Raw genomic sequence first — 25,392 nt, forward strand, 5'->3', positions numbered from 1 at the left:
TCGCTTATCCCGATAACGGCGCCAGCATGTCTGGCTGACCTGATCCGAGAACATTCAACCCTGAGTGCGTAAGCGAATAATCCGGTTTGGAGGTCGGCATGACCGGGGCGGGTATGTACCCGACTAAGGCCGGGGGTGTGAAAACCGGGGAAAAGTATGCGCCCGGGTTGCTCGGCGGAATGCTGAACGGCCAAGGTTGGCTCCCGTCCGGAGCAACACGAGTCCAGCGTGAACTTCTCCTTTCTGCATGCTGCTGACCTTCACCTCGGCAGCCCTCTGCTTGGCCTTTCGGTCAAGGATCCCGAGATTGCACGGCGCTTCGCCTCTGCCAGCCGGGAGGCGTTCCGTTCCCTGATCGACCAAGCAATCAGCGCGAAGGTGGCTTTCGCCGTCATTGCGGGGGACATCTACGATGGCGAGTGGAAGGACAATACTGTCGGGCTGTTCTTTAACCGGGAGATCTCCCGGCTGACCCGCGAAGGGATTCCAGTCTACGTCGTCAAAGGCAACCACGATGCGGAAAGTGTCGTCACCAAGACGATGCCGAAACCCGAGGGGGTGACCGTCTTCGGCACCAGGAAGGCGGAGACCCACCGCATTGAGCACCTGAAGGTCGCAGTTCATGGCTGGAGCTATGAGGACCGCGCGACCGCGGCCGACTTTAGCCTCAGATACCCGGCCCCGGTGCCGGGCTGGTTCAACATCGGTGTCCTGCACTCCTCGTGCGAGGGCAAGTCGGCGCATGCCACCTACGCTCCGTGCACGGTTCAGGAACTGGCGGCCCATGAATACCAGTACTGGGCGCTCGGTCACATTCATGAGCACAGAGTGCTCAGCCAGAACCCTTGGATGGTCTACCCGGGGAATCTGCAAGGCAGGAGTGTCCGTGAATGCGGGGCGAAGGGCGCGGTGATTGTGGAAGTCAGGGATGGGGAGGTCCGCACGGTCGAAAGGGTCATTGTGGACAGCGCCCGGTGGGCAGCAATCGCTGTCGATGTTTCGAGCCTTGCAACTGATGCCGAAATTGCAGCTGCCATCCGCAGGGAAGCCGAGAGCGCTACCGCTGACCTCGGTGAGCGCCTTCTCGCCTTGCGCATCACACTCACGGGTGAAACCCCCTTGCATGACCATCTGAGGGCTGCGGGCGGCACGTTGCGCGACGAGTTGCAGGCGGTGCTCCATCACATTCACGAGGATATATGGTTCGAGAAGCTGGAGATCCGGACCTCGGCTCCGGCGGTGCCGAAGAGGGACCAGTTGGGTGGTCTGGACCCCGTCGCGATGCTCGCAGGCCTCTCCGATGACGCGGAACTGCGGCAGTCAGCTCACGAGATTGTGGGCGCATTGCTGGAAAAGCTTCCGCAGTCGTTCGCGGGGACTCCGGAACTGAACGACTTGGACATACTGATAGCTGAGGCGCAAAGCCTCGTCGTGGCACGGGCCATGGCTGGAAAGGCAGCTTGATCGATGCGACTGCGTAGTCTTGATCTCGAACGCTACGGCTCCTTCACCAGCAAGCGCTTGACCTTTAGGACCGACGCACTCCTGCATGTCGTCTACGGACCGAATGAGGCAGGCAAGAGCACGTGCCTGTCCGCTATCGCGGACCTGCTGTTTGGTTTCCAGAAGAGTACCGCCTTCGGCTTCCTGCACGACAGCAAGGACCTTCTCATCGGCGCCACCGTGGCGCGGGAGGATGGTGCTGCGCTGCCGTTCAGGCGCCGCAAGGGATACAAGCGCACACTCATTGATGCACACGGCGAGGAACTTGCAGACGATGCACTTGCCCCGTTCCTTGGAGGCATCGGCCGTGAGGTCTTCCTGCGCGCTTTCGGCCTAAACGCGGCGACCCTCCGCGCAAGCGCGAAGGAACTGGGCGACAGCGATGGCGACCTCGCGACGGCATTGTTTACAGCGGCTTCCGGCCTGCGCGGATTTTCCGACATTCGCTCCCAATTGGACGCAGATGCGGCCAAATTGTTCGCCCCTCGCGCCAGGGACCGTCGCCTGCACCAAGCGCTTGGTCAGTATGAGGCTGCCCGCAAGACGATCAAGGACAAGGAGCTTCGCAGCAGCGACTACAAGGCGATCCTCTCGGAAATTGCCAGCGCCGAGGCGCGCCTGCACGAAATCAGTGAGCTAAAGGCCAACGGCATCGCGGAGCTCGCTCGGCTCAAGCGGCTCAAGGCTGCACAACCCCTTATCCGCCAGATTGATACTGAGATCGAGCGTTTGGAGGGCTTCAGAGCACTCCCGCAGATCAGCAATGTCACCTTGAGGGAGCTCGAGACGGCTCTCGACCAGCATGACGAGGCGATCCGAGACTTGGAGAAGTCACGCCTTGAAGAGCGGGAGATCGAGCTGGAGCACGACAGCATTCGCGTCGATGACGCGCTTGTTGCCCAATCAGCCAGGATCGACGGTTTGTATTCCCGCATCGAGGCCTATCGCCTGGCGCTGCGCGACCGCCCGAGGGTCCAGGCCGAGGCGTCTAGGCTGGAAGCGGATCTCGCTGATCTAGGCGCGAGGCTCGGCTGCGGACCTGCGAAGGACCTCGCTGAAGGGCGTCCAACGGATGCCGGGCTGGCCCGGGTCCAGGAACTCATGGATCAAGGCCGCTCCTTGCTGGAACGGCTGACCACAACTCGAGACACTTTGAGCGCGGAGGAAGCCACACTTAAGGCCCACGCCGGACGCCGCGCCCAAACTGATGCGCCCGTCGATCCGGCTCCATTCCGCAGTCGCATGGCCGCCCTGAAACCCGACCTCAAGAAGGTCGAGAGCGGTAGGGCAGCGGCCGAGACGCTTGCAAGGGATATCCGTACCCTCCGCGAGGAAGCGGCTCGTCTGAGGCCTTCGATTGACAATCTGGAGGCGCTTGCCGCCGCTCCGCTACCGTCTACCGAGGACATCGAGCGTTATCGCTCTACCCTGGATGAGCTCGCCGCGCGTTCGGCGCAGAAAACCGATCGGGTCAGGTCGTGTGAGGCAGGAGTCGAACAACTCCGGGCTCAGCTCACCACGCTTCGTCGGGAGGGGGACGTGCCCACGCGGGAGCGACTGGATGCCGCGAGGACGGAGCGCTGGGAGGCATGGAGTCTGATTCGCTCCGCGTTGTTCGGCGAGCGGGCACTTCAGGCAGAGAAAGTTGCCGAACGTGTCTCCCGGTTCGAGCAACTCGTATCCGACGCCGATCGACTGGCGGACGACATCGCCGCCGATGCCGAGCGGGACTTTGCGATAGCGGATCTCAATCGCAGGCTGGAACAGGAAACCACAAAGGGAGCCGAGCTTGCCCGCGGTTTGGAAGAGATCGAGCGCGCACGTGCGTCCGGGTTGGCCGGGTGGGAGGAGCTTTGGTCTCCCACCGGCGTCGTTCCGCTTGAGCCGAGGGACATGAAATCCTGGCGCAGCGCGGTGACCTCGCTTCTGGAGCGCCGAGATACCCTCCGTGAGAGACATGACGAACAGGCTGCCATTGAGGAGCACGGCCGCGCGCTGCTGGTGCCATTGAACGGACTCGCGAGCGAGCTCAGGCTCGCACCCTATGAGGGGGCGGATGTCCTGATCATGGCCCGGTACGTGGAGGAGGCGATCGAGGCTCTGGCCAGGAACTGGGCGGAGGCCCGGGAGGACGAAGCACTCCTTGCAGAGACCCGAAGACGAATAGGGGACCTCCAACAGGCTCAGGAGCAGGGCGAGCAGGCTTGCGCGGAATGGCGGGTGTGCTTCGATAGAGCGGTGGCGGCAATCGGCCTGAAGCCGGGTGCGTCGCTGGCCGAAGCTGCGGCCGCCAGCGCCGCATGGCAGCGGCTGCCCAGCCTTCAGAAGGAACTCGACAGCCTCCGCAAGCGCGTCCGCGGAATGGAGCGGGATACGATCGGGCCGTTTGAGAGCGAGGCGCGGGCGGTCATTACCGCCCTGGCTCCGGACCTGACCTCGCTTCCTCTCGACAGCGCGGTGAAGGAGCTCCAAGCTCGCGTCGGCGAGGCGAAGAAGGCCAGAGTTCTCCGTGAGGACCTAGGCATGCGGCTCACCCGTGCACGCGCCAAAGTTCGCACCACGGGTGAAGTCCGCGAGCGCGTGCAGAAAGCACTGGCGGAAGCAGCGTCTGCGGTGGATCAGCCGGCCGAAGCGGACCTGAGATCGCTGATTGGTGATATCAAGGCCCGTTCGGAGATCGAGGCTTTGCTCCGAGGACTTCGCCAGCAGCTAGGCGCAGCTACGGAGCAGCATAGCGAAGCAGAGTTGCGGGCAGCGCTCACCGATTTCGATGCTGATCGTGCCGAGGCTGAGCTCATTCGGCTTACCGAAGCGAACACCCAACTCGACCAGGAAGGCAAGGAGGTCTACGCCGTCAGAGATCGGCACCAAACACGCTTGGCCGAAATCGAAGGCGGCGTTGGCGCCGAGGAGGCCCACCAGATGCGCCACGTTGCCGAGGCCGAGATTGCGGAGACCGCGAGGGAATACCTAGTCCACAAGCTGGGCTCTCTCCTGATCGGTGCCGCCCTTGCCCGGCATCATGCGAAGAACCAGAGCCCCTTGATGACGAGAGCGGGTATTCTGTTCAATGCGCTGACCGCCGGAGCATTCACTGGCCTGGAGCAAGCAATCGGGGATGATGACGTTCCCCGCCTCATTGCCCGGCGCGCTTCCGGGACAACGCTCACCACAGGCGAGATGAGCGAGGGAACTGTCGACCAACTCTATCTTGCACTGCGTCTTGCCTACCTACAGGACTACGCATCGAGGGCCGAGGCTGTCCCCTTCATCGGCGATGATCTGTTCGCGACGTTCGATGATGAGCGGGCAGGTCATGGTCTGGAGACCTTGGCGAGTTTCGGTCTCGCCGTACAGCCGATCCTGTTCACGCACCATTCCCACATCGTTGAGATCGCACGGAGGCGGCTTGGGTCAAAGGTTGACGTAGTGGACCTCAGCGACGTTCAGCTAGCCGCTCCAGCACGGGTCGCCCTAGCTGGCTAAGGAGCGGCGGGGAAAACAGTCCAGCATTGCTACGATGACTGGATTGGCGATATGCTGCGGCAGTCGGCAGACGCTCCTCCCTTGCTGGTGAAATGAGTCATAAAGTACTACGACATCTTGCGTCCCACCGATGTAGCGGCCATGGTGGCCTGCGGGCGTTTCCAATAGCCTAAAGTCAACGCCTCATGGCGGTTGAAGAAGGTTTCAAAGTAAAAGATGTGTCCATCCCCATTCCGGTCTTGGAGAACCACTTCCTCCTGACCGAGGCTGCCGCCCTGTTGAGCCCCGGAGTAGCCAGCGATGACCTCGAAGAGCTGACGTTCCGAAATTCCGCCGAACTGTTCCCGGAACGGGGGCGACTCGACGCAATAACGACAGGGGTTCGCGGCGTCGAAGTCGGGTTTGCGTCGGGAGGGGTGCGGGTGGCCGGTGACGAGTGCGACCATGGGGCGATTGCCGTGGGCCTGCTCCGCAAACCGCCAAAGGGTAGACGTTAGCGTGTTGCCGAATCCCTTGCTCAAGGCCTTGACCAACTCGAGTCCCGGAGCCGACGCGGCTGCCTCGGCCCGGAAGCGATCGGCTAGAAAGAGGAGCTGACCAGCGGCGTAGTTGGCTTCGGCCTCCATGATCTCGTGGCAGGCTGGGGAAAGAGTCTGCTCGGTGTCGCCGAACATCATGCCAGCATGCCAGGGAATAAGGTCGTGGCCGATTTCGTGGGCCTCGTTCCAACGGTGCTTGAGCTGGGGAAGGTCCTTGTCGAGCAGGATCCGCTTCTGGTCTGGGAGATAGAGCGCCTTGAGGTTCAAGGAGCGGACGGCATCCAGGAGGATGGTCGGCCGCAGGAGAACCTGCTGCCCGGCGACCTTCAGGCGGGACAAGGTCTCCCGCAAAATCCCATCGTCCGTCGTGCTGTAGTAGTCCCGATCAAGCTTGAGGAGTTCCCGGACGACGCGCAGATCGATCGGCGGCTCAGGATTGCCCAATCCCTTGAGGACCTTGGCGACCTGTCCGTCGATGTCAGCGATCGTGCGTGCCCCAAGCCTGACGTTTCTCACTTCACCCGTTTCGGCTCCTGTTCGCTCAGGACGGCCACGAACGCCTCCAAAGCCGAGCTCTCCTCCGGCGTCAGCTTTTGCACGGATTCGGATCGCGCTGCAAATCGAACGGCTTCCTGACGCAAGCCAGCATCATTGGCCGCGGCTAGCCCGGCCAGTTGCATGAGGCGCCGTTGCGGCACCTCAAAGGTCTGTGCAAGCTTGAATACAGTCCGTGGCTCAGGAACGTGATGAACATCATCCTCGATCACGAGCAACTCGCTTGGGTCGATATCCGCCGCCTCCGCCAGCTGCTCCATCGAGTAGCCGTGGCGCCGGCGCATCAGGTTCACGAACTTTCCGAAAGCGATACGGGTCTCTTCGATAGCGGCGGTCGGTGCGATCGACGGACGCCCTTCCGGCGCCGGATCGAACGCGAGTTGACCGGCGCCGACGGCTGCGTCGCCTTCACGGCGCGCCCGAGCCATCCACCAATCTTTGCTCCGCTCCAATCTCATCGTCCTCACTCCTCCTCGAGGAACGCGCGAGCCTGCTCGGCAGTCATCTCGAAGTATGTTAGATTCTGGTAGGCTTGGTCTGCTCCTAGATCAGTCATCCCGCATCTCCGCCGGTAGAAATCCTCTGCCTGCGGCAGCGAGTGGAGCCCGATCCGGCCCTTGAACCCCTCGTCCTCGCTCAAAGCAACCGCTGCCGTAACGAGCGCGGTGCCGACGCCGCGCAGGCGCGGCATGGACCCAAGCTCCGGTCGGTTCCAGGGGGCCACCTCAAGGTAATCTATGTACACGAGCGGCTTACCTGCCTGACTTGGCCCCCGGCAGGACTTCGTCAGGTCGATCTGCGCCAAGCCCTGCGTCTCGCCTTGCGCGACGACGCTGAACCCGCGGAAGGCCAGCAGGCCCTGGACCTGGGCCGTCTTCTGCGCCCAGTTCCAGTGCCAGCTCTGCGGCCACTGACCCATGGGCACCCCTTTGCGGGCGAGTTCCTGCAAGACCGCGAACAGCTCAGGCTGCCACTTGGTCTGCCAGTCGTCGAGCTGCGCCTGCTCGATCGCGTCGCGCAGCTCGGCTTCGACGCTATCCCCCGTCGCGACGTCTTGAAGATAGATGGTCAAGACCTGGACCGTCATAGGAGCATCAGCTCCGCCTTCTCCTTGGTCGCCTCGTTCTCAAAAAGGAGTTTCTCGCCCTTTTCAACCCGCGCCTCGACCGTCTGGTACAGGCGCAGCGCCTGCCGGAGCACGGCGGTCTTAGAGATGTCCTTGCGGGCCGACAGGTCGTCGAGGGCCCGCATCTCAGCGTCGGTGAGGTTGAGCGTCATGGTGCGCTTTGCCGTCATCTCATCCTCCGTCCTTCTGCCCTCATATACGAAATTCAAAGGTTAATGTCAACGTTCCATAGCTGGAATAAGCATATTGAATAGCTAAAAAATAGCCATTATATGATGGTGGCAAGAGCCGCCGACACCGGATCGCCGGCTGACAGGAGTTGAGGCTATGGGGCGGCAGCATATAGGCCACGATGAGATCGCCGCCTTCGCGCAGGACAAGGTGAACCTGCCGAAGGAGAAGGCTGATGAATACCGGGCGCAAGCGCGCCGTCTGCGTGAGAAGCTGGAGGGCTACCTCAATGAGCACCCGGACTTCACGCTCAAGAAGATGATGCTTTCAGGGAGCCTCGCTAAAGGAACGGCGCTCCGGTCGCTCAACGACATCGATGTCGCCTGCTACATCAGCGGCGCCGAGGCCCCCCACGACATCCGGGCGTTGCTCGACTATCTCGCCGAGCGCCTGCGCAAGGCCTTCCCGAACTTCAGCGCGGATCAGGTCAAGCCGCAGACCTACTCCGTCACGGTCTCGTTCCGGGGCACCGGTCTCGACGTCGATGTCGTGCCGATCCTCTATGACGGCAACTCGCAGTGGTACGGCAATCTCGTCAGCCAGGATGATGGCTCGTTCCTGAAAACGAGCATTCCGCTCCACCTCGAGTTCGCGGGGAAGAGGAAGCGCTGCCAGGAAAAACACTTCGCGCAGGTCGTCCGGCTCGCCAAGTTCTGGGCGCGCCGCATGAAGCAGGAGCGTGACGGCTTCCGCTTCAAGTCGTTCATGATCGAGATGGTGCTGGCGAAGTTGTGTGACGACGGGCTCGACTTCTCCGACTATCCCGAGGCGCTCCAACACTTTTTCACCTACATCGCACGGAGCGATTTCCGCGAGCGGATCGTTTTTCCCGACTATTACCGGCCCTCGTCGGTAGGAGCGTTGACGGATACGGTGCAGATCATCGATCCGGTGAACGCCCAAAACAATGTCGCCCGCCTATACACGGCGGCCAATGCGGACGCGATCGTTGACGCTGCTCTGGACGCAGGCGACGCGATCGACGCAGCCCTCGCCGCCCCAACCAAGCAGCTGACCGTTGCCTACTGGCAGAAGGTCCTCGGCTCATCGTTCCACGCGTGAGGACCGGCAGTGTCTTATAGCTACAGCTACACCGAAAGCTCGACGTTCACCATTACGCATGCGCGCCACATGGCGGCGAAGGTTGCGACAGACCTGAAGCGCATGCAGCGCCTTTACGGGCACCCGTCTGACAGAGAAATTGCCGACTATGAGGCAGAAGTCATAGAACTCCTGAAAGCCGGCTATCTCGGCACAGTCACCTACGGGTTCCGGCGCGACGGCAACTGGATCGAACCGACTCTACGCTATACGGCGCACGATCTCGCAGGCGGGTCGGCCAACGACGACGATCCAGGCAAGATCCGCCCGGGCGCGGATGTCGCCGGTGCCGTCTTTTACAACTATCTGACATACAGCGCCGCCTGGGATCTGCTGCCCTCGGAGGAAAAGGACGCCTTCAAGAAGCGCATGCCCTTCTATCGCACCGGTGCGCCTGAGCCTGGAATCACGGGCTATCTCACGGACGACCGCACGTACTCTTCAGGCGGTCGCGCCCTCAACCGTTCGAGCGTACGGAGTTACTGATGAACACGAAGCCCTCCCTCGACGAGCTCTTTGAGCGTCGGGTCACCTATCCGGATTTCGAGCCGCAAGGCCGGCTTGCGCGCCTTGTAGGGCTCGATGAGCAAAAGAGCCGGCTCACCAAGATCCTTGGCCTTCTCGTCAACCCCGGCGGCCTTGAGGCCTGGGCCAAGCGTTATCATCCCGAGTCGCAACAGGTTCTCGACACGGTCCTGCGCCGCCCACCCTTGGTGGTCCTAGCCGGTGACGTCGGGTCCGGCAAGACCGAACTCGCTGAAACCATTGGTGATGCGGTCGCGCGCCAGGAAGACATCGACATCACGCTCTTCCCGTTGAGTCTCTCGACGCGCGGTCAGGGCCGGGTCGGCGAAATGACCCAGCTGCTGACGGCAGCCTTTGACTACACCATTGCCGAGGCGACACGGCTGAAGTCAGCCAGTGGGCGGTCGCGCGGCGCGGTTATCCTGCTCGTCGACGAGGCCGATGCGCTCGCCCAGTCCCGCGAGGCCGCGCAAATGCATCATGAGGATCGTGCCGGGGTGAATGCCTTTATCCGCGGCATTGATCGCATCGCTAATGCAAAGCTCCCCGCCGCGGTCATTATGTGCACGAACCGCTTGAGCGCGCTTGATCCTGCGGTTCGCCGCCGCGCCGCTGAGGTACTGAGCTTCGCACGGCCGGACGACGAGCAGCGCCGTTTCGTGCTTTCGAGCCGTCTTGAGGCCTTCGGAATCGGTCGTCATCATGTCGACGCGCTTGTGTCCGCTACCGGGCCTCAACGCGGGATCCGCGAGCACGGATTTACGTTTTCCGACCTGACGCAGCGCCTCCTGCCGGCGATTGTGCTCGATGCCTATCCTTCACGCGCCGTTGACGGGTCGCGTGCCGTCGACATCGCACTCGAGATAGTGCCGACACCTCCGTTCCGCGATGCCAGCAACTGAAGCCCGTCCATGACCCAGGCCGTGACCGTGCGCCGTGATGGCGACACCTTCCAAGCCCGCCTGTTCTGGTGGCATGCCGCACGGCTGCTCGACCCCGGGAGCCCCATCATCCGGGTCGGGTTCGAGAACGGGCCCAAGAGCTTCGATGACATCTGGGTCGAGTACGACCCGAAGCGGAGCGCGCAGGACCAATACGGCGCGCCCCTCCGGCGCGAGCACGTTCAATGCAAGTGGCATGTTTCTCCGGACACCTATGGCTACAGCCACCTGATCGACCCTGAATTCATCAATGCGAACACGCGCTCGCTCTTGCAGCGAGCTCGCGACGCCCAGCTCGCGTACGCGCCTGACGGCATTGGTGTCCGCTTTAAGCTCCTCACCAACTGGCGGCTCGATCGAGCTGATCCCCTACGCCAGATGATCGGGACACGCTCGGGTGCCATACGGCTGGAGCGGCTCTACGGTTCCGCTACGGACAACAGCAAGGCGGGAGCTGTCCGAAAGGCATGGCGTGACCATCTCGGACTGGATGAGGAGGAACTGAGGGTCCTTGCGCGCACCCTGGCGTTCGGCGAGGCCACGGACACACTCGACGGCCTTCGAGACAACCTCGACGTCTTGTTCGCCTATGTCGGATTGCGCCGCATTCCAAGGAACGAGAGCGCGTTCCCCTATGATGACGTGGTGTTCCAGTGGATGGCGCAAGACCGGCTTGAGTTCGACCGCAAAAGCTTCCCGGCGATCTGTGACCGCGACGGCCTCCTGGGACAAGGCGAAGGCCGCCGCCACGTCTATGGAGTGAAGTCGTTCGAGCATCCGATCGACCGGCTGGAGGAGCGCTGCCACCAAGTCCTCGACCTGATCCCCGCTTTCGACGAACGCTACATCCGCAGCGAGGCGGATTGGGGGGATGCACTCTACCCGGCACTGCGAGCATTTTTGCTCTCCGCTGCGCGGGATCAGTCTAAGTTGCGACTCGCATTGGACGCACACGCCACCTTGGCCTTCGCCGCAGGTTCGGTGCTGAACATCAAGTCTGGCCGGCATGTGGAGTTGGAGCAACGCACCACGGGAGAACGAATCTGGGCGGCCGACGATTTCCCTCCTGATGTCAATTGGGCCAGCTTAGAGGCAGAAGTCGTCGAACTCGACCCTCAACGTCCTGATCTGGCCATCGCGGTGAGCCTCACCCACGACATCGCGCCAGATGTGCGGCGTTATCTCAGCGCTACCGTTCCCACGGTCGGGCGATTGCTCATGCTGACGCCCAGCACGGGGCCTGGCGCCCAGTCCGTCGCATGCGGGCGACATGCCTTCGAACTCGCGGAGGCCGCCACCCGGATGGTCAGGGAAGCACGTGGCTCGAGCCCAGTGGCGGCAGTGCACCTGTTCGTCGCGGCGCCCAATGGCTTCACCTTCTTCCTCGGTCAGCGTCAGCCGGTACTCGGCCCCGTCCGACTCTACGAGTTCGATTTCGAGGGAGGGAGGGACAGATCCTACACACCGAGCCTAACTCTGCCGATTTCGACCCGGACCGGTGATCCTGTGTAAGCGCGCTGGTGCGCCATGGAGGACATGTTGGGACCTACGACTCGATTGTCGCTAGCTTACCTTTGCTTCGACGATGCGGAGCAGATGACTGGCGACAATCAGCATCTCGGCTGCTTCTTGAGGATCTCTGAGGTCAGTCCTGCGATGGCTTCGGGGATTCTTGAAGTAACCGACTGCGCCCGCTGCAAAAAACTGCAGAGCTTCGCGTTCTCCTTCCGGCTCTTCCATGTCGGCGAGCGGACCACTTCGCTTATCGAAGGCTTTCATCACAAGTGGCCTGCCGTGTTCGCTCTCTCCGGCCTCGGCAGCCTCTCGAATGGCGATCTCAACAGTTTTGAAGGCTTCGAAGACAGCCGCCTCATAGTGACCGGTGTTGAAAATGTCCAGGCATGTTCTCCGTATGCTCGGGTGCAACATGAAATCAGGTAAGATCTCCCGAAGCCGCATGATGTTGAGTGTCTCGCGAGTGAAGGAGCGCCCTGCTCGCGAAAGCTGAAAGAAGCTGCGCGACTGCTCGATATCCGGAACTATGAGGAGCATCCGCCTCGCCCAAGCGAGTGCCTCCGAGACCACCAGATACAACTCCGTACGCCGGGAACTCGCCCACTCCGTGCGGTACTCATGAATGATTGCTTGTGGCACAGTCGCATCTTGAGGGTGCGTTTCCTCGTAAGTCTGAAGGTAAAAGACGATCTCGGAACCGAGATCCTCGGGCGATGCACTCAGCAGGTCGTCCAAGGTTGGAAAGCGCTCGCGAAAGGCCATAGTCCCATCCAGTAGATTCGGCTGTTATCAGAGGTACCATGGGGTATATGGTGACTGCGGTCCCATGGCACTTCGACGAAAGGCCAAGCAGCTTTAAGCCATGGGAAGATTATGCAACTTTCGGCTGGGCAGGATCTAGGGCTCCACAGTCGGCAGTGGACGGTCAAGTCATCTCCTGCTGGCCTTGGACTGGATAAAACGATAAGCCGTTCTGCCGCGGCTGCGTTGAAGTGCTGCTCCTAATCGCCTTTGATGACGCGGGGAAGCGCGCCTGAGACGATGAAGATGACGTCGACCGTTCGAGAGACTTGAGCCCGTGAACTCCGAATTGATTGACCAGACGAGCGGCCAGCGGTCGGCGTATTCGGCTAAGCCGGTACGTACAGTCCAGTGGCAACGCCATGGAGTGGGACGTTGGTGACTGGGGATTGCCCGCTTTCGGCGAGGCGCCGCCTCTCATACAGTCGCGGTAGTTTTCAAATCATGCAGAGGCTGGCATAGCCGAGGGATGATGGACAAGCCGACCACCGCGATTTCCGAGTTCATGAACAACCAAGTGCTGCCAGAGCTCGGACTGCCCGACGACCGAATGCCGGAGGCCGAAGTGGCCCTGCGGCTCGCCGAGTTCATCCTGTCGCTCCCCGGATCGGGAACGATGGCCAGCGTCGCGATCGACGGGGCCAGCATCAAGGTCGGTGACGCGGTCATATTCGACATCGGACGCTTCATGGCCGGCACTGGATGGGAGCAGACCAAGGAGCCGCAGGTTGGCCGGAACGCCTGGACCGGCGCTTACCGGCGCGGCGACAAGACCATTCGCGTACACTCGCGGCCCGGCAAAGGCGACGTGGTCGCCACGGTTGACGGCCGCCGCATCGTCGCTGAATGCAAGAAGGGTCCGCTCGTTCGTAAGCCTGGAAGTCCTGAGTACCCGCTCCTCACCACGGCGTTCGGCCAGGCGCTCCTGTTCGACGTCTCTGCCGACGACATCGTGGTCGCCGCAGTGCCGGACACGCCTGTCTTCCGCAAGCTCGCGGAGAGCTGGCGAAGCCGTCCGCTCGTCAGGCGGGCCGGCATCCGGATCGCCCTCGTGGCCCGTGACGGTGCGGTCTCGGGGCTCGACCTGTAGTGGGCACAGGATTCGGTAGCGCACGATAGAGGGGCACTCCGTCGCCCTAGGGAGTTGCGGCATGCGAAGGTCGTTCTTGGGCGTGCGCATAATGGGGATCTTGCGTGCCTACGACGCCAGTGCGTCACGCCGGATCTTGACGGGTTGCGTCGGGACATACACCAGCCTCCGGTGCCAGTCGCACCAGCTCGATCCCTCGGGTGTCGGAGCTCCACAGCAGACGGCGCGACGGGGATCGTCGGAGACGATGTAGCGGCACTGCCGCGTTCCGATCTTGAGAAGTTTAGTTCGTTGTCTGGGGTCGGGCTCTTGCATGATGGGCACCTTTGCACGTTCGGCTGGATCAGCGGAAGTCACGTGTCGCGACCCGGATGGCCGGCACCTCGGCCCGCTGCTCGGGGATCCCAATAGACGGCGCGTCGACGATCTCCTTCGGCCCCTCGCGTAGGCGGTCGCGCGTGCCGATCTTGGCCTCATCACCGCGCCCGTAGCGCATGCTGAGAGGATCGTCCCTGTCACCGACACTGCGTAGAAGGTCCGACAGGTCGATGAGGTGCTCGGCGATGAGATGGGTCACGCCGCCCTCGCGCTGGTAGTGTCCGCGGACCGCCATCATGCCCGACGAGAGAATCAGGCGGCGCTGCTTCTCGTAGAGCGAGGGCCACACGATGACGTTCGCTACGTCGGTCTCGTCCTCGATCGTCATGAACATGACTCCCTTGGCGGAGCCCGGCTTCTGGCGCACGAGCACCAGGCCGGCGACCGTCACCCGCTGTCCGTCTCGGGCGCGGTGGAGGTCGGCGCAGCTCCGGATCCGGCGCTCGCGCAGCTCAGCGCGCAGGAAGGCGAGGGGGTGCTGGCGCAGGGTCAGGCCCTTCGAGCGGTAGTCCTCGACGACCTCCCGCCCCTCCGTCATGGGCGTCAGTGCAACGGTCGGCTCGGCCGCCTCGGAGCGGATCACGCGGTCGCGCTCGTCGGCCGCCGCGAACAGCGGCATCACCTCGTCCGACAGGCCTTTGATCGTCCAGAGCGCGTCGCGCCGGTTGACGCCCAGAGAGCCAAAGGCATCTCCGTCAGCCAAGCGCTCGAGGGCCAGTACGGGAATCCCGGCCCGCTGCCAGACGTTCTCAATCGACGTGTAAGGCGTATCGCCCCGCGCGATCGGGATCATGCCGCCGTCGGCGTTGGCAAGGCCCCGCACCAGGCGTAGGCCGAGGCGCACGGCGAAGCGGTAGCGGTTGCGCGTCGGCTCCAGGGTGGAGTCCCAGCGGGAATGGTTGACGTCGACGGGCCGGATCTCGACCCCATGCGCCCTGGCATCCCGCACAAGCTGCGCCGGGGCGTAGAAGCCCATCGGTTGTGCGTTCAGGATGGCACAGCAGAACACGTCGGGATGGTGCCTCTTCATCCACGACGAGGCGTAGGCGATCTTGGCGAACGAGGCCGCATGGCTCTCCGGGAAGCCGTAGGAGCCGAAGCCCTCGAGCTGCTTGAAGGCGCGCTCGGCGAACTCCTGGTCGTAGCCCCTGGCCGTCATTCCCTGCACGAGCTTGTCGCGGAACTTGGTGACGCCGGCGGTCAGCTTGAAGGTCGCCATGGCGCGCCGGAGCTGGTCGGCCTCAGAGGGTGTGAAGCCGGCGCACTCGATCGCAACCCGCATCGCCTGCTCCTGGAACAGCGGCACGCCGAGAGTCTTCTCGAGAACGCGTTGCAGCTCAGGACGCGGGTATTCCGGCTTCTCATGTCCTTCCCGTCGACGCAGGTACGGGTGCACCATGTCGCCCTGGATTGGCCCAGGCCGGACGATCGCGACCTGGATGACGATGTCGTAGAAGTTCTCAGGCTTGATCCTCGGCAGCATGGCCATCTGGGCCCGGCTCTCGATCTGGAAGACACCGATCGTGTCAGCCTTCTGGATCATCGCGTAGGTCTTCGCGTCATCCAATGGGATCGAGGCGAGGGCGCGGTCCTCTCCCTTGTGCTCGCGCAGCAGGTCGAAGGCGCGGCGCATGCAACCCAGCATGCCGAGGCCCAGCACATCGACCTTCATGAACTTCAGGGTGTCGATATCGTTCTTGTCCCACTCGATGACCTGACGGTTCTCCATCGCCGCCGGCTCGATCGGCACCAGATCGTCGAGACGTTCCTGGCTGAGCACGAACCCGCCCGGGTGCTGTGAGAGATGGCGCGGCGCGCCAATGAGTTCCGAGGCGAGCTCCAGTGTCATGCGCAGGCGGGGATCGGCGAGATTGAGGTTGAGCTCCTTCGCCTCGGCCTCCGTCACGCCGCCGTTGCCCCAGCCCCAGACGAGACCGGACAGGCCTGCTGTCACATCCTCCGGGACACCAAGGACCTTGCCGACCTCACGCACGGCTCCGCGGGCGCGGTAGCAGGTCACGACGGCCGTAAGTGCTGCGCGGTGGCGGCCATAGGTGTCGTAGATCCACTGAATCACCTCTTCGCGACGTTCATGCTCGAAGTCGACATCGATGTCCGGCGGCTCGCGCCGCTCCTGGCTGACGAAGCGTTCGAAGAGGAGGTCGTGCTCGGTCGGATTGATCGAGGTGATGCCGAGCACGTAGCACACGGCGGAGTTCGCCGCTGAGCCGCGTCCCTGGCACAGGATGCCCCGGCCTTTGGCGAACGACACGATGGCATGCACCGTGAGGAAGTAAGGCGCGTAGCCGAGCTCCTCGATCAGGTGGAGCTCGTGGCGGCAGGTCATCGCGACGACATCGGGCACGCCGTCCGGGTAGCGCTTCGCCACGCCCTCCCAGGTCAACCGCTCGAGCTTCTCCTGCGCAGTTTCGCCCGGCTCCGTCTCGCTCGGGTACTGGTAACGCAGCTCGTCAAGGCTGAACGTGCAACGGTCGAGCACCTCGCGGATACGTCCGAACGCCTCCGGATGGCGCTCGAACAGCCGCTGCATCTCGACTGGGTCTTTCAGATATCGGTCGGCATGGCGGTCGAGCCGGAACCCGGCTTGGTCGATGGTGCAGCGCTGGCGGATGCACGAGACCACGTCCTGAAGGCGGCGGCGCGAGGGGTGGTGGTAGAGCACGTCGCCCATGGCGACCGTCGGCACCTTCGCCGCCTGTGCGGCCTGCTCGACATAGTAAAGCCGGAGGTGCTCGTTGGGCGCGAAGCGGCGGATCAGGGCCATGTAGGCGCGGTCTCCGAAGGTGGCCTTGAGACGCGCGAGGTTGGTCCGCAGCTCGTCGTCGGCCTCGTCGCCGAGAAGGATGGCGATAAGGCCTTTGTTCCACGCAACCACGTCCTCCCACTGCAACAGACACTTGCCCTTGCCGCCGCGGGTCTTGCCGATGCTGAGCAGCCGACACAGGCGCGAGTAGGCGGCGCGGTCGGTCGGATAGACGAGCAGGGATGTGCCGTCGGTGAGATCGAGGCGGCAGCCGACGATCAGCCGCACACCGGTTTCCTTCGACGCCTCATAGGCGCGCACGATGCCGGCGAGCGAGTTGCGGTCGACAATCCCGAGCGCCCGGATGCCGAGGAGCTTCGCTTGCTCGAACAGCTCGGCGGGGCTCGACGCACCGCGTAGGAAGCTGAAATGCGTCGTGACCTGGAGCTCGGCGTACATCATGCGGAAAGGCTTTCGGTCATGCGAAGAAGCCGTGCAGCCACCAGCGCCCGCCCTCGGCGGCCGGCGCGTCACGGAAGACCCAGAAGCGGCCGCCGCGGTCGGTCTCGAGGCGGTAGTAGTCCCGCGATGGGCCGTCCGTGTCGCCCGCCCACCACTCGGGGGCGATGCGCTCCGGCCCATCCGCGTGCGTGACTTTGTGCCGGACCTTGCGCCACACGATCAGCGCCGGCGGGTGGTCCGGCAGCAGCGCCGTCGCGACCACGGGCTCAGGCGGGTCGAGGAGCCGCGTTGGCCGGGGCAGGTTCTCCGGCCAGGTGGCGTCTGTCAACGGTGCGAGCGCGGGCACCTTCCGTACCATCCTCTCCGGCACGAGCGTCTGCACCGGCTCCAGCCGGTACACGCGATGGGCACCGACCTTCGCGCCGAGCCGGTCGACGAGGCGGCTCATGTCCACATCCGGCGCGGACACGCCGGCGATGCCGCGCACCTCAACTTGAGTCTCGGACAGCAGCTCGGTCTTGCTGGCGATGAGCACCATCTCCTCTATGCCGAAGCCTGGATCGACGGTCTCAAGCCGCTCGTCGAAGAGCTTCGCCAGGTGCGCGTGGTCGCGTGATGCCTTCGCGGTGCCGACGCGGAGGTTGGCGCCTTTCTGGTCGATGCGGCGCAGGATCAGGTCGAGCCGGCGCACGCCCAGGCCTCTCCTGACGAGTTGCGCACAGAGGTCCTCGGCAAGGCGCCGCACTACGTCCTTCAGCACCTCGAGCCTGCCGATTGGTTCGGCAAAGGCGAGCGTCGAGAGGGGGGTCTCCTCCGGAATCAGCGGGTTGATCGGCTCGAAGGCATGGCCCATCGCCTGGTCCAGCCGCAGCGCTACGTCCTTGCCGAAGCGGCGCACCATCGGCGCGCGCGGCATGGCCGCGAGCTGTCCGATCCGCTCCACCCCGAGTCGCTGCATGCTGCTGATCGACTGGGGCGGGATCCGCAGCGCGGCGACGGGGAGCGTCGCTACAGCCTCGATGGATCGACCGACCGGGATGACTCCACCACCGCGGAAGCGGGCGACGGCCCACGCCGCCCCGGGCGCGTCGGCAACCGCCGCTCGAGCGGTCACGCCCTGGCTGTTCAATCGACCCAGTAGGTGCTCGAGGAGAGCCTCCTCGCTGCCAAAGAGGTGGGCGCAACCGGCGATGTCGATCCACACGCCGTCGGGCGGATCGGGCGCGACCACTGGCGAGTAGCCGATCGCCCAGCGCGCCAACTCGCGCAGTGCTGCGTCGTCCTCCTCGGGCGTGGCGTCCCAGACGTGGAGCCCCGGGACCATCGCCTGGGCTTGCGCAACGGCCATACCGGCCTGAAGGTCGAGCCGCTGCGCGGCCGGGCAGGCGGCGGCAACCATGCGGCGCGATCCTGCAGTCTGCACAGTCACGAGCGGCTCATCGCGCGATGGCTCGCCGTACCGCCGCCGGATCCGGTCGACCGGCCAGTGCGGCAGCCAGAGCGAGACGACCCTTCGCATCGCATGTGTGGACAGCCCTCGGGGCGCAAGTGGTTTTTCCATAATCAGCATCCGGAACGAGTGCGTTCATGTGTCCGGCCTGTTCGCGCGATCTGCATGACCGCTGGCCCAGATGGGTTCCGCCGAAAACTCCCCAAACAAGCCTACGGCGTCGCAATGCGCCTGTGCGATGCAAGGGGTGCCTTTTCGTCGGCTCGACCGAATGCCATCTCCTGGAAGTGCCCTTTGCGCTCCTATGAGGATGACGAACGGTCAGGCAGTACGAGCAGGGTGCCGGTACTCCTCTCCATTCATCATCATGGCCCATGCGATGCGGGCCATCTTGTTCGCCAGGGCGACGGCCGCGAGCTTGCGCGGCCGTCGCTCCAGCAATGACAACAGCCATGACGTTGCGGCCTTACTGCCGTTTACGGCATGCCTCACAACCGCCATTGCGCCAACCACCAGTAGTTGACGGATGCGCTCATGGCCGGCGCGTGAAATACCACCCAGCCTGTGCTTGCCGCCGCTTGAATGCTGCTTTGGTGTCAGCCCGAGCCAGGCCGAGAAGTGACGACCGGACTTGAATTGCTGGGGATCGACTTGGAGTGCCAATGTGGGCGAAGAAATCGCGCCGATTCCCGGGACCGCCGAGAGCAGTTGAGCCACCGGATGGCTCTTCTGTTGTGTAACCAGCCGGCGATCAATCTCTTCAAGCTGACTATCAAGATAAGCGATCTGTTTGCCGAGTTGAGCCAGCGCCGTTTTCGCGGTCGGCGGGACGTCCAGGCTGGCCTCGATCACTTCAAGGAGTTTCTCAACGCGGTGGAGGCCCTTCGCGGCCACGACCCCGAACTCGGCCGCATGACCGCGAAGCGAGTTGACCAGAGCGGTGCGCTGCTCGACCAAGATCTGCCGGCTATTGAGTTCGATCCCATCTGCCTGCATCTCTGCTGACTTGAGAGGGACAAAGCGCATGTTCGGCCGTGATGCAGCCTCGCTGATGGCCTCGGCGTCGTTCCGATCGTTCTTGGAACGCTTCACGAACGGCTTCACATATTGCGGAGGGATGAGCTTTACCTCATGGCCCATGCTGCTGAGCAGGCGGCCCCAATGGTGCGAGCCGCCGGTCGCTTCCAACACGACAACCGTCGGTGGCAGCTTAGAGAAGAATGTCTGGAACTGGCTTCGGCTTAGATCTCGCCGGACGACCGGATGCTCGTCATTGTCAACAGCGTGAATTGTAAAGACTGATTTCGACGTATCAACCGCAACCCGCTTAAATTGCATGGTGGATGTTCCTTCCTTTGACGAGCTCCTCGTCATTAGTGGCCCCTGATCCTTGTTCTGGGCAAGAATCAGGGACGAGGGACATAAGGGGCTGTCCACCCCAACAGGCCTCCAGGATCCAGGAACGGGGAGCACCGCCGCGGCAGCGCACGAGGTCGACCTGCCACTTCGCGCGGCCGAGGCCCGGGGCAGGTTCGGGCTCGGACGGAGCGGGCGCGATGCGCCATCGGGTAACTGCGGCTGAGGGAAGGGCAGCCAGATCCTTCTCGCTGACAGTCCACCAGCGCCGCAGGATGAGCGCGGTGACGCCGGACCCTTCCGCCGCCAGCTGCAAGCGGCGCGATGCTGTTAGCGTCAAGCGGGTCACCTCGCCAACGACGGCGGCGAGGCCGCGTTCGCGCAGGCCCTCTTCGACGAGGGGCAGCACGTCCCGGTCCCGGCCCGCCTCCGCATAGATGACGCGGCTTGGGAGCAGGCCGGCGCTGGCGAGACCCGGCGCGAACAGATCGCGCCTCGTCAGGCACCAGAGGACGGGTCCTTTAAGGCGTGCGGCGATCCCGGCGGTAAAAAGGGTCGCGGAGCCGGCGAACTCGGCGGCGGGCCCTGCTTCGATGACCTCGTGGAACGCCCCGCGTGCGAGGCCGCCACCCGGCAGGTGACTGTCGACAGCGGCGATGCCGAAGGGTAGTGCCGCGCGCGCCTGCACGCTGCCCTCTAGGCGCTCGATCTTCCGACGTAACTCCGCGACTGTCGCAGAAGTGACAGACGGGACGGCGGGGAGGGCTGGGCGAGGTTGAGGCGACATCGGGTTCCGGTGCGACAAAGTGAACAAATCAAGAACATGAACAACGCTGCATGGTCAACGTGGGTTGCTCAGGCGGCCCTGTGGATATCGGGGAGGGATGCCCGAATCTGCTCAGGGCTGTCGCGTGATTGTTCTGGCCGAAGCCGCTGCTCGCGGGCGCCGCTGGCCGCGCCTGCAAGCGCTTGTGCCTTAGGATCTTCTCGCCTGCTCGGGCTTGCCGCTCCCATTGATAGTGGTAGCGGCGGATGACCCGGCCGGATTCATGAAAACTGCTGTCTCTGGCGTGGGAGCCTGTACGTGGAGCATGGTTTCTCTCCCTTGGCTCACCGATGCGTCACGAGGTCTGAAGACAGCGCCTCAGCCGGGACCTCATTGTATATTTCGCCCAGGCTATAATCGATCTACCACATCTCACTTCATGGTTGGGCATTGAACGTAGCCCGGCAGGCCTGCCGCTGACCTCACGCTTTTCGACAGCCGAGAGCGCCCCATGGCAGATTAGCGAGAAGAAGCCTCGGGTTTGAGGCCAGCAGCTGAGCGGAAACCATATTGCGGGGTTCAGGGTTGCTTATTCCTTCCTCCGCCATGTACCAAAGGCGGGCCTCCGCAATCCCTTACATTCCCTAGGCTTCATGACTGCTCGGCACCGCTTTCTCCTCGCCCCATCCTTCGCTCGCCTGATCCAGCGCGAGAGGGGCGGCCTGCGTCACGTCGAGGGCTTCTTTCCCGAGCAACGGGACCGCTCCTCCTGGGTCCGCCTTGAGGAGAACAGGGGTCTGCTGATCCTCAAGACGACAGGCCCTCACGGCGAGGTCGAGGAGCAGACTGAAATCCCGATGACCCATGCCCATGCGCTGCTCGATGTCTGTGCCGGCGAGGTCGACTATACCCGGACAGTGCTGCCGTTCGGCGAGGGTCAAGCCTTGATCGACGAGATCCTCCGGCCCCGTATCCTGCACCTCGTCACCATGGAGTTTAGCACCGAGGTGGAGGCGAGGAGCTTTCATCCACCGGAGTGGTTCGGCCCTGAGGTGACGGGCGACCCTCGCTACACCCATCAGTTCATCGCGCTGCGAGAACTTGCTGAGGCTCCAGAGATCCCGCTGTCCGATGCGGCGCTCAACAGTCTGATTGATACTCTGGAAGGCCGCTTTCCTGCCCAGGCGCGGATGTCCACCAGCCGGCCGAGAGCCAAGCAGGTCCCAGTGGCGCGGGCCAAGGCTCAGACCAGTGGTGAAACCGTCAAGGTCAACCTTGATGAAATCGAGCAGGCGATGATGCGCGAGATGGAAAAGACGCTCCAGAACGGTAGGCCCGAGTAAGAGGCGCTGCTTACCGGCCTTGCCCGCAGCGTCACTGATGTGTGCGGTCTTTCATCAGAAGCTCATTCCGAGACCAGCATCCTCCTCTAATATGTCGGCCGCATCCGGCTCTCTAAGATCCGCGTGGGCCGGGATGCCCATCAGGTCGAAATCGAGGGATGAGGACATGGGATGCGCCGGACCGTGCCGCAGACCCCGTAGAGCGTTTCCTTTCGGTGTCTGAGGAGGTGTGGGCAGCAAGAAGGCCTCAAAGAAAATATCCCACGCCGTGGATCTCTCGGCCTCCTCTGCGGTCGGATTGTTGGGTTCGGAAGTTGAGCCGAGACTAGGCATGGGCGCATGAACTTCGTTGGTGGGTGTGGCTTCCACGGGAGATTCGGTATTCGTCGGCATCGCAGCCTCGTCGGCCACGATGGCAGGGACTTCGGCCGGAGCGACAAACGCGCAATCCGCAGTCCACCCCTTGCTCCGCCCTGCATAATGCTTTCCAGCCGTGACCTTGCTGCTGTGGCCTGCGAGGAGCGCGATCGTGGCCGCGTCGTATCCGGCCGCTTTCCAGGTAGCCATGGCGACATGCCGGAAAGAGTAAGGGCAGACCCTCCGCTCGATGACACGGATGCTCAGCCGCGCAAGGCGCTGGCGAGCCACATGGTAGAATGTGTCGAATCCACCTTTGGCCTCGATCAGGGACCTCTGAACGCTGATGAATTCGGCCACGAGGTGCAGAAATCCGGCCTCGGCATCCCTGAGATCGATCCCCCGCGTGGCACGTCCGGCGCGGCCATTGCTGTTCTTGGCGCAGGGCACGAGGAGGGTGGCGCCAGCAATCTGAATTCCCACACCCTCACAGGGACGAAACCCCAGCCGTGGAGCAAGCCGCGCATACAGCAGGAGGTATCGGTCAATGTTGTCGGCTTTCGGTCCCTGAACTTTCTGCGCCAGCGCCTCAATCAGGACGGCAGCCTCCGTTTTGGTCAGATTGCGCACCTTCTTGGCTCCGGTCCTCGGTGCGGACGGGCGCTGCCTGCTATCGAACAAGGCGGCTGCGATCGCCGCTTGTGCGGTGGTGTACACATCCTGCGAGATCTCGCCCGCCTGCCGGAGCTTCCCAAGGATCGCGAGGTGCTCTTGCCAGTAGCGGCGGGCCGTCCGCGCCTTGAGCACCGGCTGGCTCTCACGGACTGCCACCAACGCCTCGGCTGGGCAGGCAATATGTGGGAACAGTCGCTGTGCCCGCCGCCGGTGCCGGTCGCCTTCCTTGTCGTAGGCGTCCTGCGTCTTCCGGCTGCGAGTGGGGGCTGGAAAAGGCTTTGTTACGTTCACGCCCGTTCTCCGCGTTGGTGAACGGCTATTGTTTGGGCCAAGCTGGTAAGCCACAACAAGGAAGTGCGGCTGGGGAGGAGGAAAGGTCCGGATTCTGGTAAGAAACTCCGGCTGAGAAGGCTGGATGGACCTCGTCTGTTCAGGTGAGGGGAAGATCCTACAGAAGAACGTAGTATTAAGTCGTGCAGCATCTCAGAATGTATAACTTTGTCGTACGACGTCGCTAAAAGTCGTATAACTCTAAAGCTGAGGTATCTCAGCCGTCACGCGGCGAAGCATGGTGAGACGCCATTTGGGCCTGGGTAGAAAGGCAAGGTTAGAGGAGCGGCACGGCCGTTGCGGGCGCCGCTCGACATAGACAAAGGGCGGCGGTCTGCATGCTGTGGACTCTGGAGCAGTGGCTAGCCTCATCAATCTCGTCCCAGATATCAAAGCTCCAGCCTGCTAACGGCACCAAGCACAGGATCGTCCACAAGGGCTCGATTAGGTTTTTCAGGGTCCCAGGCACTTTTCGGTGCCGCCCACCGTTAAGGCGGCTCCAGGAGGTCCTGTGCTGTAGGCACCACTTCGATCCTCATTGTGGTAACAATGGGCCTGATGCGCCAAGTCACTGGCGCGCTTAATCTAGTTCCGAGACTGGCCTAGTGATCGTCCGGCCCAGTTACGCCGACTTTGCCGGAGAGGCAGCTACCTGAGGGCCGTAATCTGCCAGCCGGACGCCTTCACCATCCCGGTGCGGCTGTCGAACTCAGAGATCTCCGCTTTCCTGAACCCCCCTTGAAGTTACTTCTCAAGCGTGCGAGCTGCACCAACTCTGCGGGCAAGCTCGTACATCGCAGCCGCGTTGATCTCGTCCTGATCACCTTCCCATATGGGCGCTCAGCGGATGAAGGATGGCCTTATGCCGCGCTCGAAGAATCCAACGTCGTGCGAGTTCTTCCTGAGATAGCTCGCCAGGATGATGATCCGGTCATCATCGATCTGAGCCAGGAGCCTGAGAAGCCGCTTTGCCTGGATTCGACCCTGGGCATTGCCGGACAGGCCCTCCTAGACGATTGAGGCGATGGTAGGCCTTGCGCGTCCGAGACCGCCCGCATTGGTCCATCCCCGCCCTCCTGGAACAGCTCGAAACTCTCCGGATCCGAGAAACGCTCGCGCAGCGGGTTCGGGATCACCAGGTCGAAAGTACCCTTGCCGAGAGCAGCCACCAAGTCCTGTTATGGAGTCCTGCGGAAAGCCGGCAGCTTCTTGTCGTCCATGTAATCTCCTCGGCTCACTTGGTTCTGAATTAATAACTCGATAGACCGTTCGTGCGAGGTGCTGAAATGCATGAGGTTCCCGCGTGAGCACAGTTCAGCGGTTATCCCCAGGCCAACCGGCCCGGTGGCGAGATTAAGCGATCCTCGGATATAGCAGGGATCTTCCCAATGGTCGGCTGATTATCCGGCTATAGAGGCCTTCATGCTCGGGCAGCATGATAATGACATACAGTTCTTGGGATGCATCCAATTTGCCACCGACAATTTTTGTCGTATGATGTCTTAGAGAATTTGGTAAGCTTGATGTCTGCTAACGATCTCGCGAAGCTCGTGAAAACCATTGCGTCGGATCTGCAGGCAGAACTGGGGACACGGAAGCTCGTCGCACGCGTAATCCGCAATCACGCTGAAGCAATTGATGCTCTTGTGGCCGGGGGCTATGCGGGTGAAACGATCATCGATGAAATTCTGAAGCTGACACGTTCTACTGCTCCCAGTGTAACGAAGAGCGCGCTGCGCCAGTCAATCACACGCGCTAGGAAAAGCCTGAAGCAAAGCAAGTCAGCGGCGTCGTCAGGGCAGGCAGCAGAAAAACATTCATCTGCACTTTCGAAAGCCGAGAGTTCAGATGGCGTCGCAGCTGACAGGTCTTCCAAAACTCACCTGGGTTTTAACTCGACTGAACTCCAAAAGAAGATTCAACGCCGTGCGCAAATGGCCCGTCCCCAGATGCCCGATCATGATTAATTAGCAATTCGTCATGAGCTGCGATAAAATCGCCAGACGTCGTGGCTGCCGTTGGCATAATCTGGTCCCAGGTCAGTACGGTCGAAGACTTCCGCAGCGCGTAAGTCTGGCAGGATGATTAATACCAATTC

At 62.7% G+C, this 25,392-nt stretch carries 22 protein-coding genes; 10 read left to right on the forward strand and 12 right to left on the reverse strand.

Going from position 1 to position 25,392, the window contains the following annotated elements; all coding sequences use genetic code 11:
* Positions 1-228 precede the first annotated feature (228 nt).
* Entirely contained in the window at positions 229-1,464 is a 1,236-nt protein-coding gene (locus tag H0S73_RS24300) for a metallophosphoesterase (protein WP_181054798.1), read from the forward strand.
* Between the two features lie 3 nt (positions 1,465-1,467).
* Entirely contained in the window at positions 1,468-4,989 is a 3,522-nt protein-coding gene (locus H0S73_RS24305; protein WP_181054799.1) for a YhaN family protein, read from the forward strand.
* A gap of 107 nt (positions 4,990-5,096) precedes the next feature.
* On the opposite strand, the gene H0S73_RS24310 is transcribed toward H0S73_RS24305, so the two are convergent.
* Genes H0S73_RS24310 through H0S73_RS24325 form a run of 4 tightly spaced genes read right to left on the reverse strand, consistent with a single transcriptional unit; the run spans position 5,097 to position 7,379 of the window.
* Positions 5,097-6,044 (reverse strand): ImmA/IrrE family metallo-endopeptidase, encoded by a 948-nt coding sequence (locus H0S73_RS24310; RefSeq protein ID WP_181054800.1) that lies wholly within the window; start codon positions 6,042-6,044, stop codon positions 5,097-5,099.
* Entirely contained in the window at positions 6,041-6,511 is a 471-nt protein-coding gene (locus tag H0S73_RS24315) for a helix-turn-helix domain-containing protein (RefSeq protein ID WP_181054801.1), read from the reverse strand. The genes H0S73_RS24310 and H0S73_RS24315 overlap by 4 nt, the downstream gene beginning before the upstream one ends.
* Positions 6,512-6,546: 35 nt before the next feature.
* Positions 6,547-7,170: a GNAT family protein gene (locus H0S73_RS24320; RefSeq protein WP_181054802.1), complete on the reverse strand. Its 624-nt coding sequence runs from the start codon at positions 7,168-7,170 to the stop codon at positions 6,547-6,549.
* A complete protein-coding gene (locus tag H0S73_RS24325; RefSeq protein WP_036350746.1) occupies positions 7,167-7,379 on the reverse strand; it encodes a ribbon-helix-helix protein, CopG family in 213 nt (70 codons plus the stop codon). The genes H0S73_RS24320 and H0S73_RS24325 overlap by 4 nt, the downstream gene beginning before the upstream one ends.
* Positions 7,380-7,536: 157 nt before the next feature.
* Between H0S73_RS24325 and H0S73_RS24330 the strand changes: the two genes are divergently transcribed.
* From H0S73_RS24330 to H0S73_RS24345, 4 genes are read left to right on the forward strand one after another with little or no spacing between them, the layout of a single operon-like run.
* On the forward strand, positions 7,537-8,502 hold the full coding sequence (locus H0S73_RS24330) for a CBASS oligonucleotide cyclase (protein ID WP_181054803.1): 966 nt from the start codon (positions 7,537-7,539) through the stop codon (positions 8,500-8,502).
* Between the two features lie 9 nt (positions 8,503-8,511).
* Positions 8,512-9,027, forward strand: coding sequence for an HORMA-1 domain-containing protein (locus tag H0S73_RS24335; RefSeq protein ID WP_181054804.1), 516 nt, complete (start codon positions 8,512-8,514; stop codon positions 9,025-9,027).
* On the forward strand, positions 9,027-9,968 hold the full coding sequence (locus H0S73_RS24340) for an ATP-binding protein (RefSeq protein WP_181054805.1): 942 nt from the start codon (positions 9,027-9,029) through the stop codon (positions 9,966-9,968). Before H0S73_RS24335 ends, H0S73_RS24340 begins: the two co-directional genes overlap by 1 nt.
* Before the next feature lie 9 nt (positions 9,969-9,977).
* Positions 9,978-11,519: an SAVED domain-containing protein gene (locus H0S73_RS24345; RefSeq protein ID WP_181054806.1), complete on the forward strand. Its 1,542-nt coding sequence runs from the start codon at positions 9,978-9,980 to the stop codon at positions 11,517-11,519.
* A gap of 51 nt (positions 11,520-11,570) precedes the next feature.
* Here H0S73_RS24345 and H0S73_RS24350 read toward each other — a convergent pair whose 3' ends face one another.
* A complete protein-coding gene (locus H0S73_RS24350; RefSeq protein WP_181054807.1) occupies positions 11,571-12,284 on the reverse strand; it encodes a TIGR02391 family protein in 714 nt (237 codons plus the stop codon).
* A 508-nt stretch (positions 12,285-12,792) separates the two neighbouring features.
* Between H0S73_RS24350 and H0S73_RS24355 the strand changes: the two genes are divergently transcribed.
* Positions 12,793-13,413: a hypothetical protein gene (locus H0S73_RS24355; RefSeq protein WP_246389437.1), complete on the forward strand. Its 621-nt coding sequence runs from the start codon at positions 12,793-12,795 to the stop codon at positions 13,411-13,413.
* Positions 13,414-13,521: 108 nt separating this feature from the next.
* Here the strand turns inward: H0S73_RS24355 and H0S73_RS26455 are convergent, their stop codons facing one another.
* The 6 genes from H0S73_RS26455 to H0S73_RS25985 all read right to left on the reverse strand — a co-directional run bounded on the left by H0S73_RS26455 (position 13,522) and on the right by H0S73_RS25985 (position 21,461).
* Positions 13,522-13,821, reverse strand: a complete 300-nt coding sequence (locus H0S73_RS26455; protein WP_425488247.1) for a GcrA family cell cycle regulator — start codon at positions 13,819-13,821, stop codon at positions 13,522-13,524.
* Entirely contained in the window at positions 13,757-17,017 is a 3,261-nt protein-coding gene (locus tag H0S73_RS24360; RefSeq protein ID WP_202050060.1) for an error-prone DNA polymerase, read from the reverse strand. Before H0S73_RS24360 ends, H0S73_RS26455 begins: the two co-directional genes overlap by 65 nt.
* 16 nt (positions 17,018-17,033) lie before the next feature.
* Complete coding sequence (locus H0S73_RS24365) at positions 17,034-18,587, reverse strand: Y-family DNA polymerase (protein ID WP_343058495.1); 1,554 nt, start codon at positions 18,585-18,587, stop codon at positions 17,034-17,036.
* A gap of 201 nt (positions 18,588-18,788) precedes the next feature.
* The gene (locus tag H0S73_RS24370; protein WP_181054808.1) at positions 18,789-19,805 is read right to left on the reverse strand and encodes an IS110 family RNA-guided transposase; all 1,017 of its coding nucleotides are present in this window, start codon (positions 19,803-19,805) and stop codon (positions 18,789-18,791) included.
* The gene (locus H0S73_RS24375) at positions 19,795-20,511 is read right to left on the reverse strand and encodes a damage-inducible mutagenesis protein (RefSeq protein WP_181054809.1); all 717 of its coding nucleotides are present in this window, start codon (positions 20,509-20,511) and stop codon (positions 19,795-19,797) included. The genes H0S73_RS24370 and H0S73_RS24375 overlap by 11 nt, the downstream gene beginning before the upstream one ends.
* 722 nt (positions 20,512-21,233) lie before the next feature.
* Complete coding sequence (locus tag H0S73_RS25985) at positions 21,234-21,461, reverse strand: hypothetical protein (protein ID WP_246389441.1); 228 nt, start codon at positions 21,459-21,461, stop codon at positions 21,234-21,236.
* Between H0S73_RS25985 and H0S73_RS24380 the strand changes: the two genes are divergently transcribed.
* On the forward strand, positions 21,447-21,932 hold the full coding sequence (locus H0S73_RS24380; RefSeq protein ID WP_246389443.1) for a CYTH domain-containing protein: 486 nt from the start codon (positions 21,447-21,449) through the stop codon (positions 21,930-21,932). The genes H0S73_RS25985 and H0S73_RS24380 overlap by 15 nt on opposite strands.
* A 54-nt stretch (positions 21,933-21,986) precedes the next feature.
* On the opposite strand, the gene H0S73_RS24385 is transcribed toward H0S73_RS24380, so the two are convergent.
* Entirely contained in the window at positions 21,987-23,096 is a 1,110-nt protein-coding gene (locus H0S73_RS24385; protein ID WP_181054811.1) for a site-specific integrase, read from the reverse strand.
* Positions 23,097-24,032: 936 nt separating this feature from the next.
* Between H0S73_RS24385 and H0S73_RS24390 the strand changes: the two genes are divergently transcribed.
* Positions 24,033-24,314, forward strand: coding sequence for a hypothetical protein (locus H0S73_RS24390; protein ID WP_181054812.1), 282 nt, complete (start codon positions 24,033-24,035; stop codon positions 24,312-24,314).
* A gap of 503 nt (positions 24,315-24,817) precedes the next feature.
* Entirely contained in the window at positions 24,818-25,261 is a 444-nt protein-coding gene (locus H0S73_RS24395; protein WP_181054813.1) for a hypothetical protein, read from the forward strand.
* Positions 25,262-25,392: the final 131 nt, after the last annotated feature.

Source organism: Microvirga mediterraneensis, from assembly GCF_013520865.1.
Lineage (GTDB): Bacteria > Pseudomonadota > Alphaproteobacteria > Rhizobiales > Beijerinckiaceae > Microvirga > Microvirga mediterraneensis.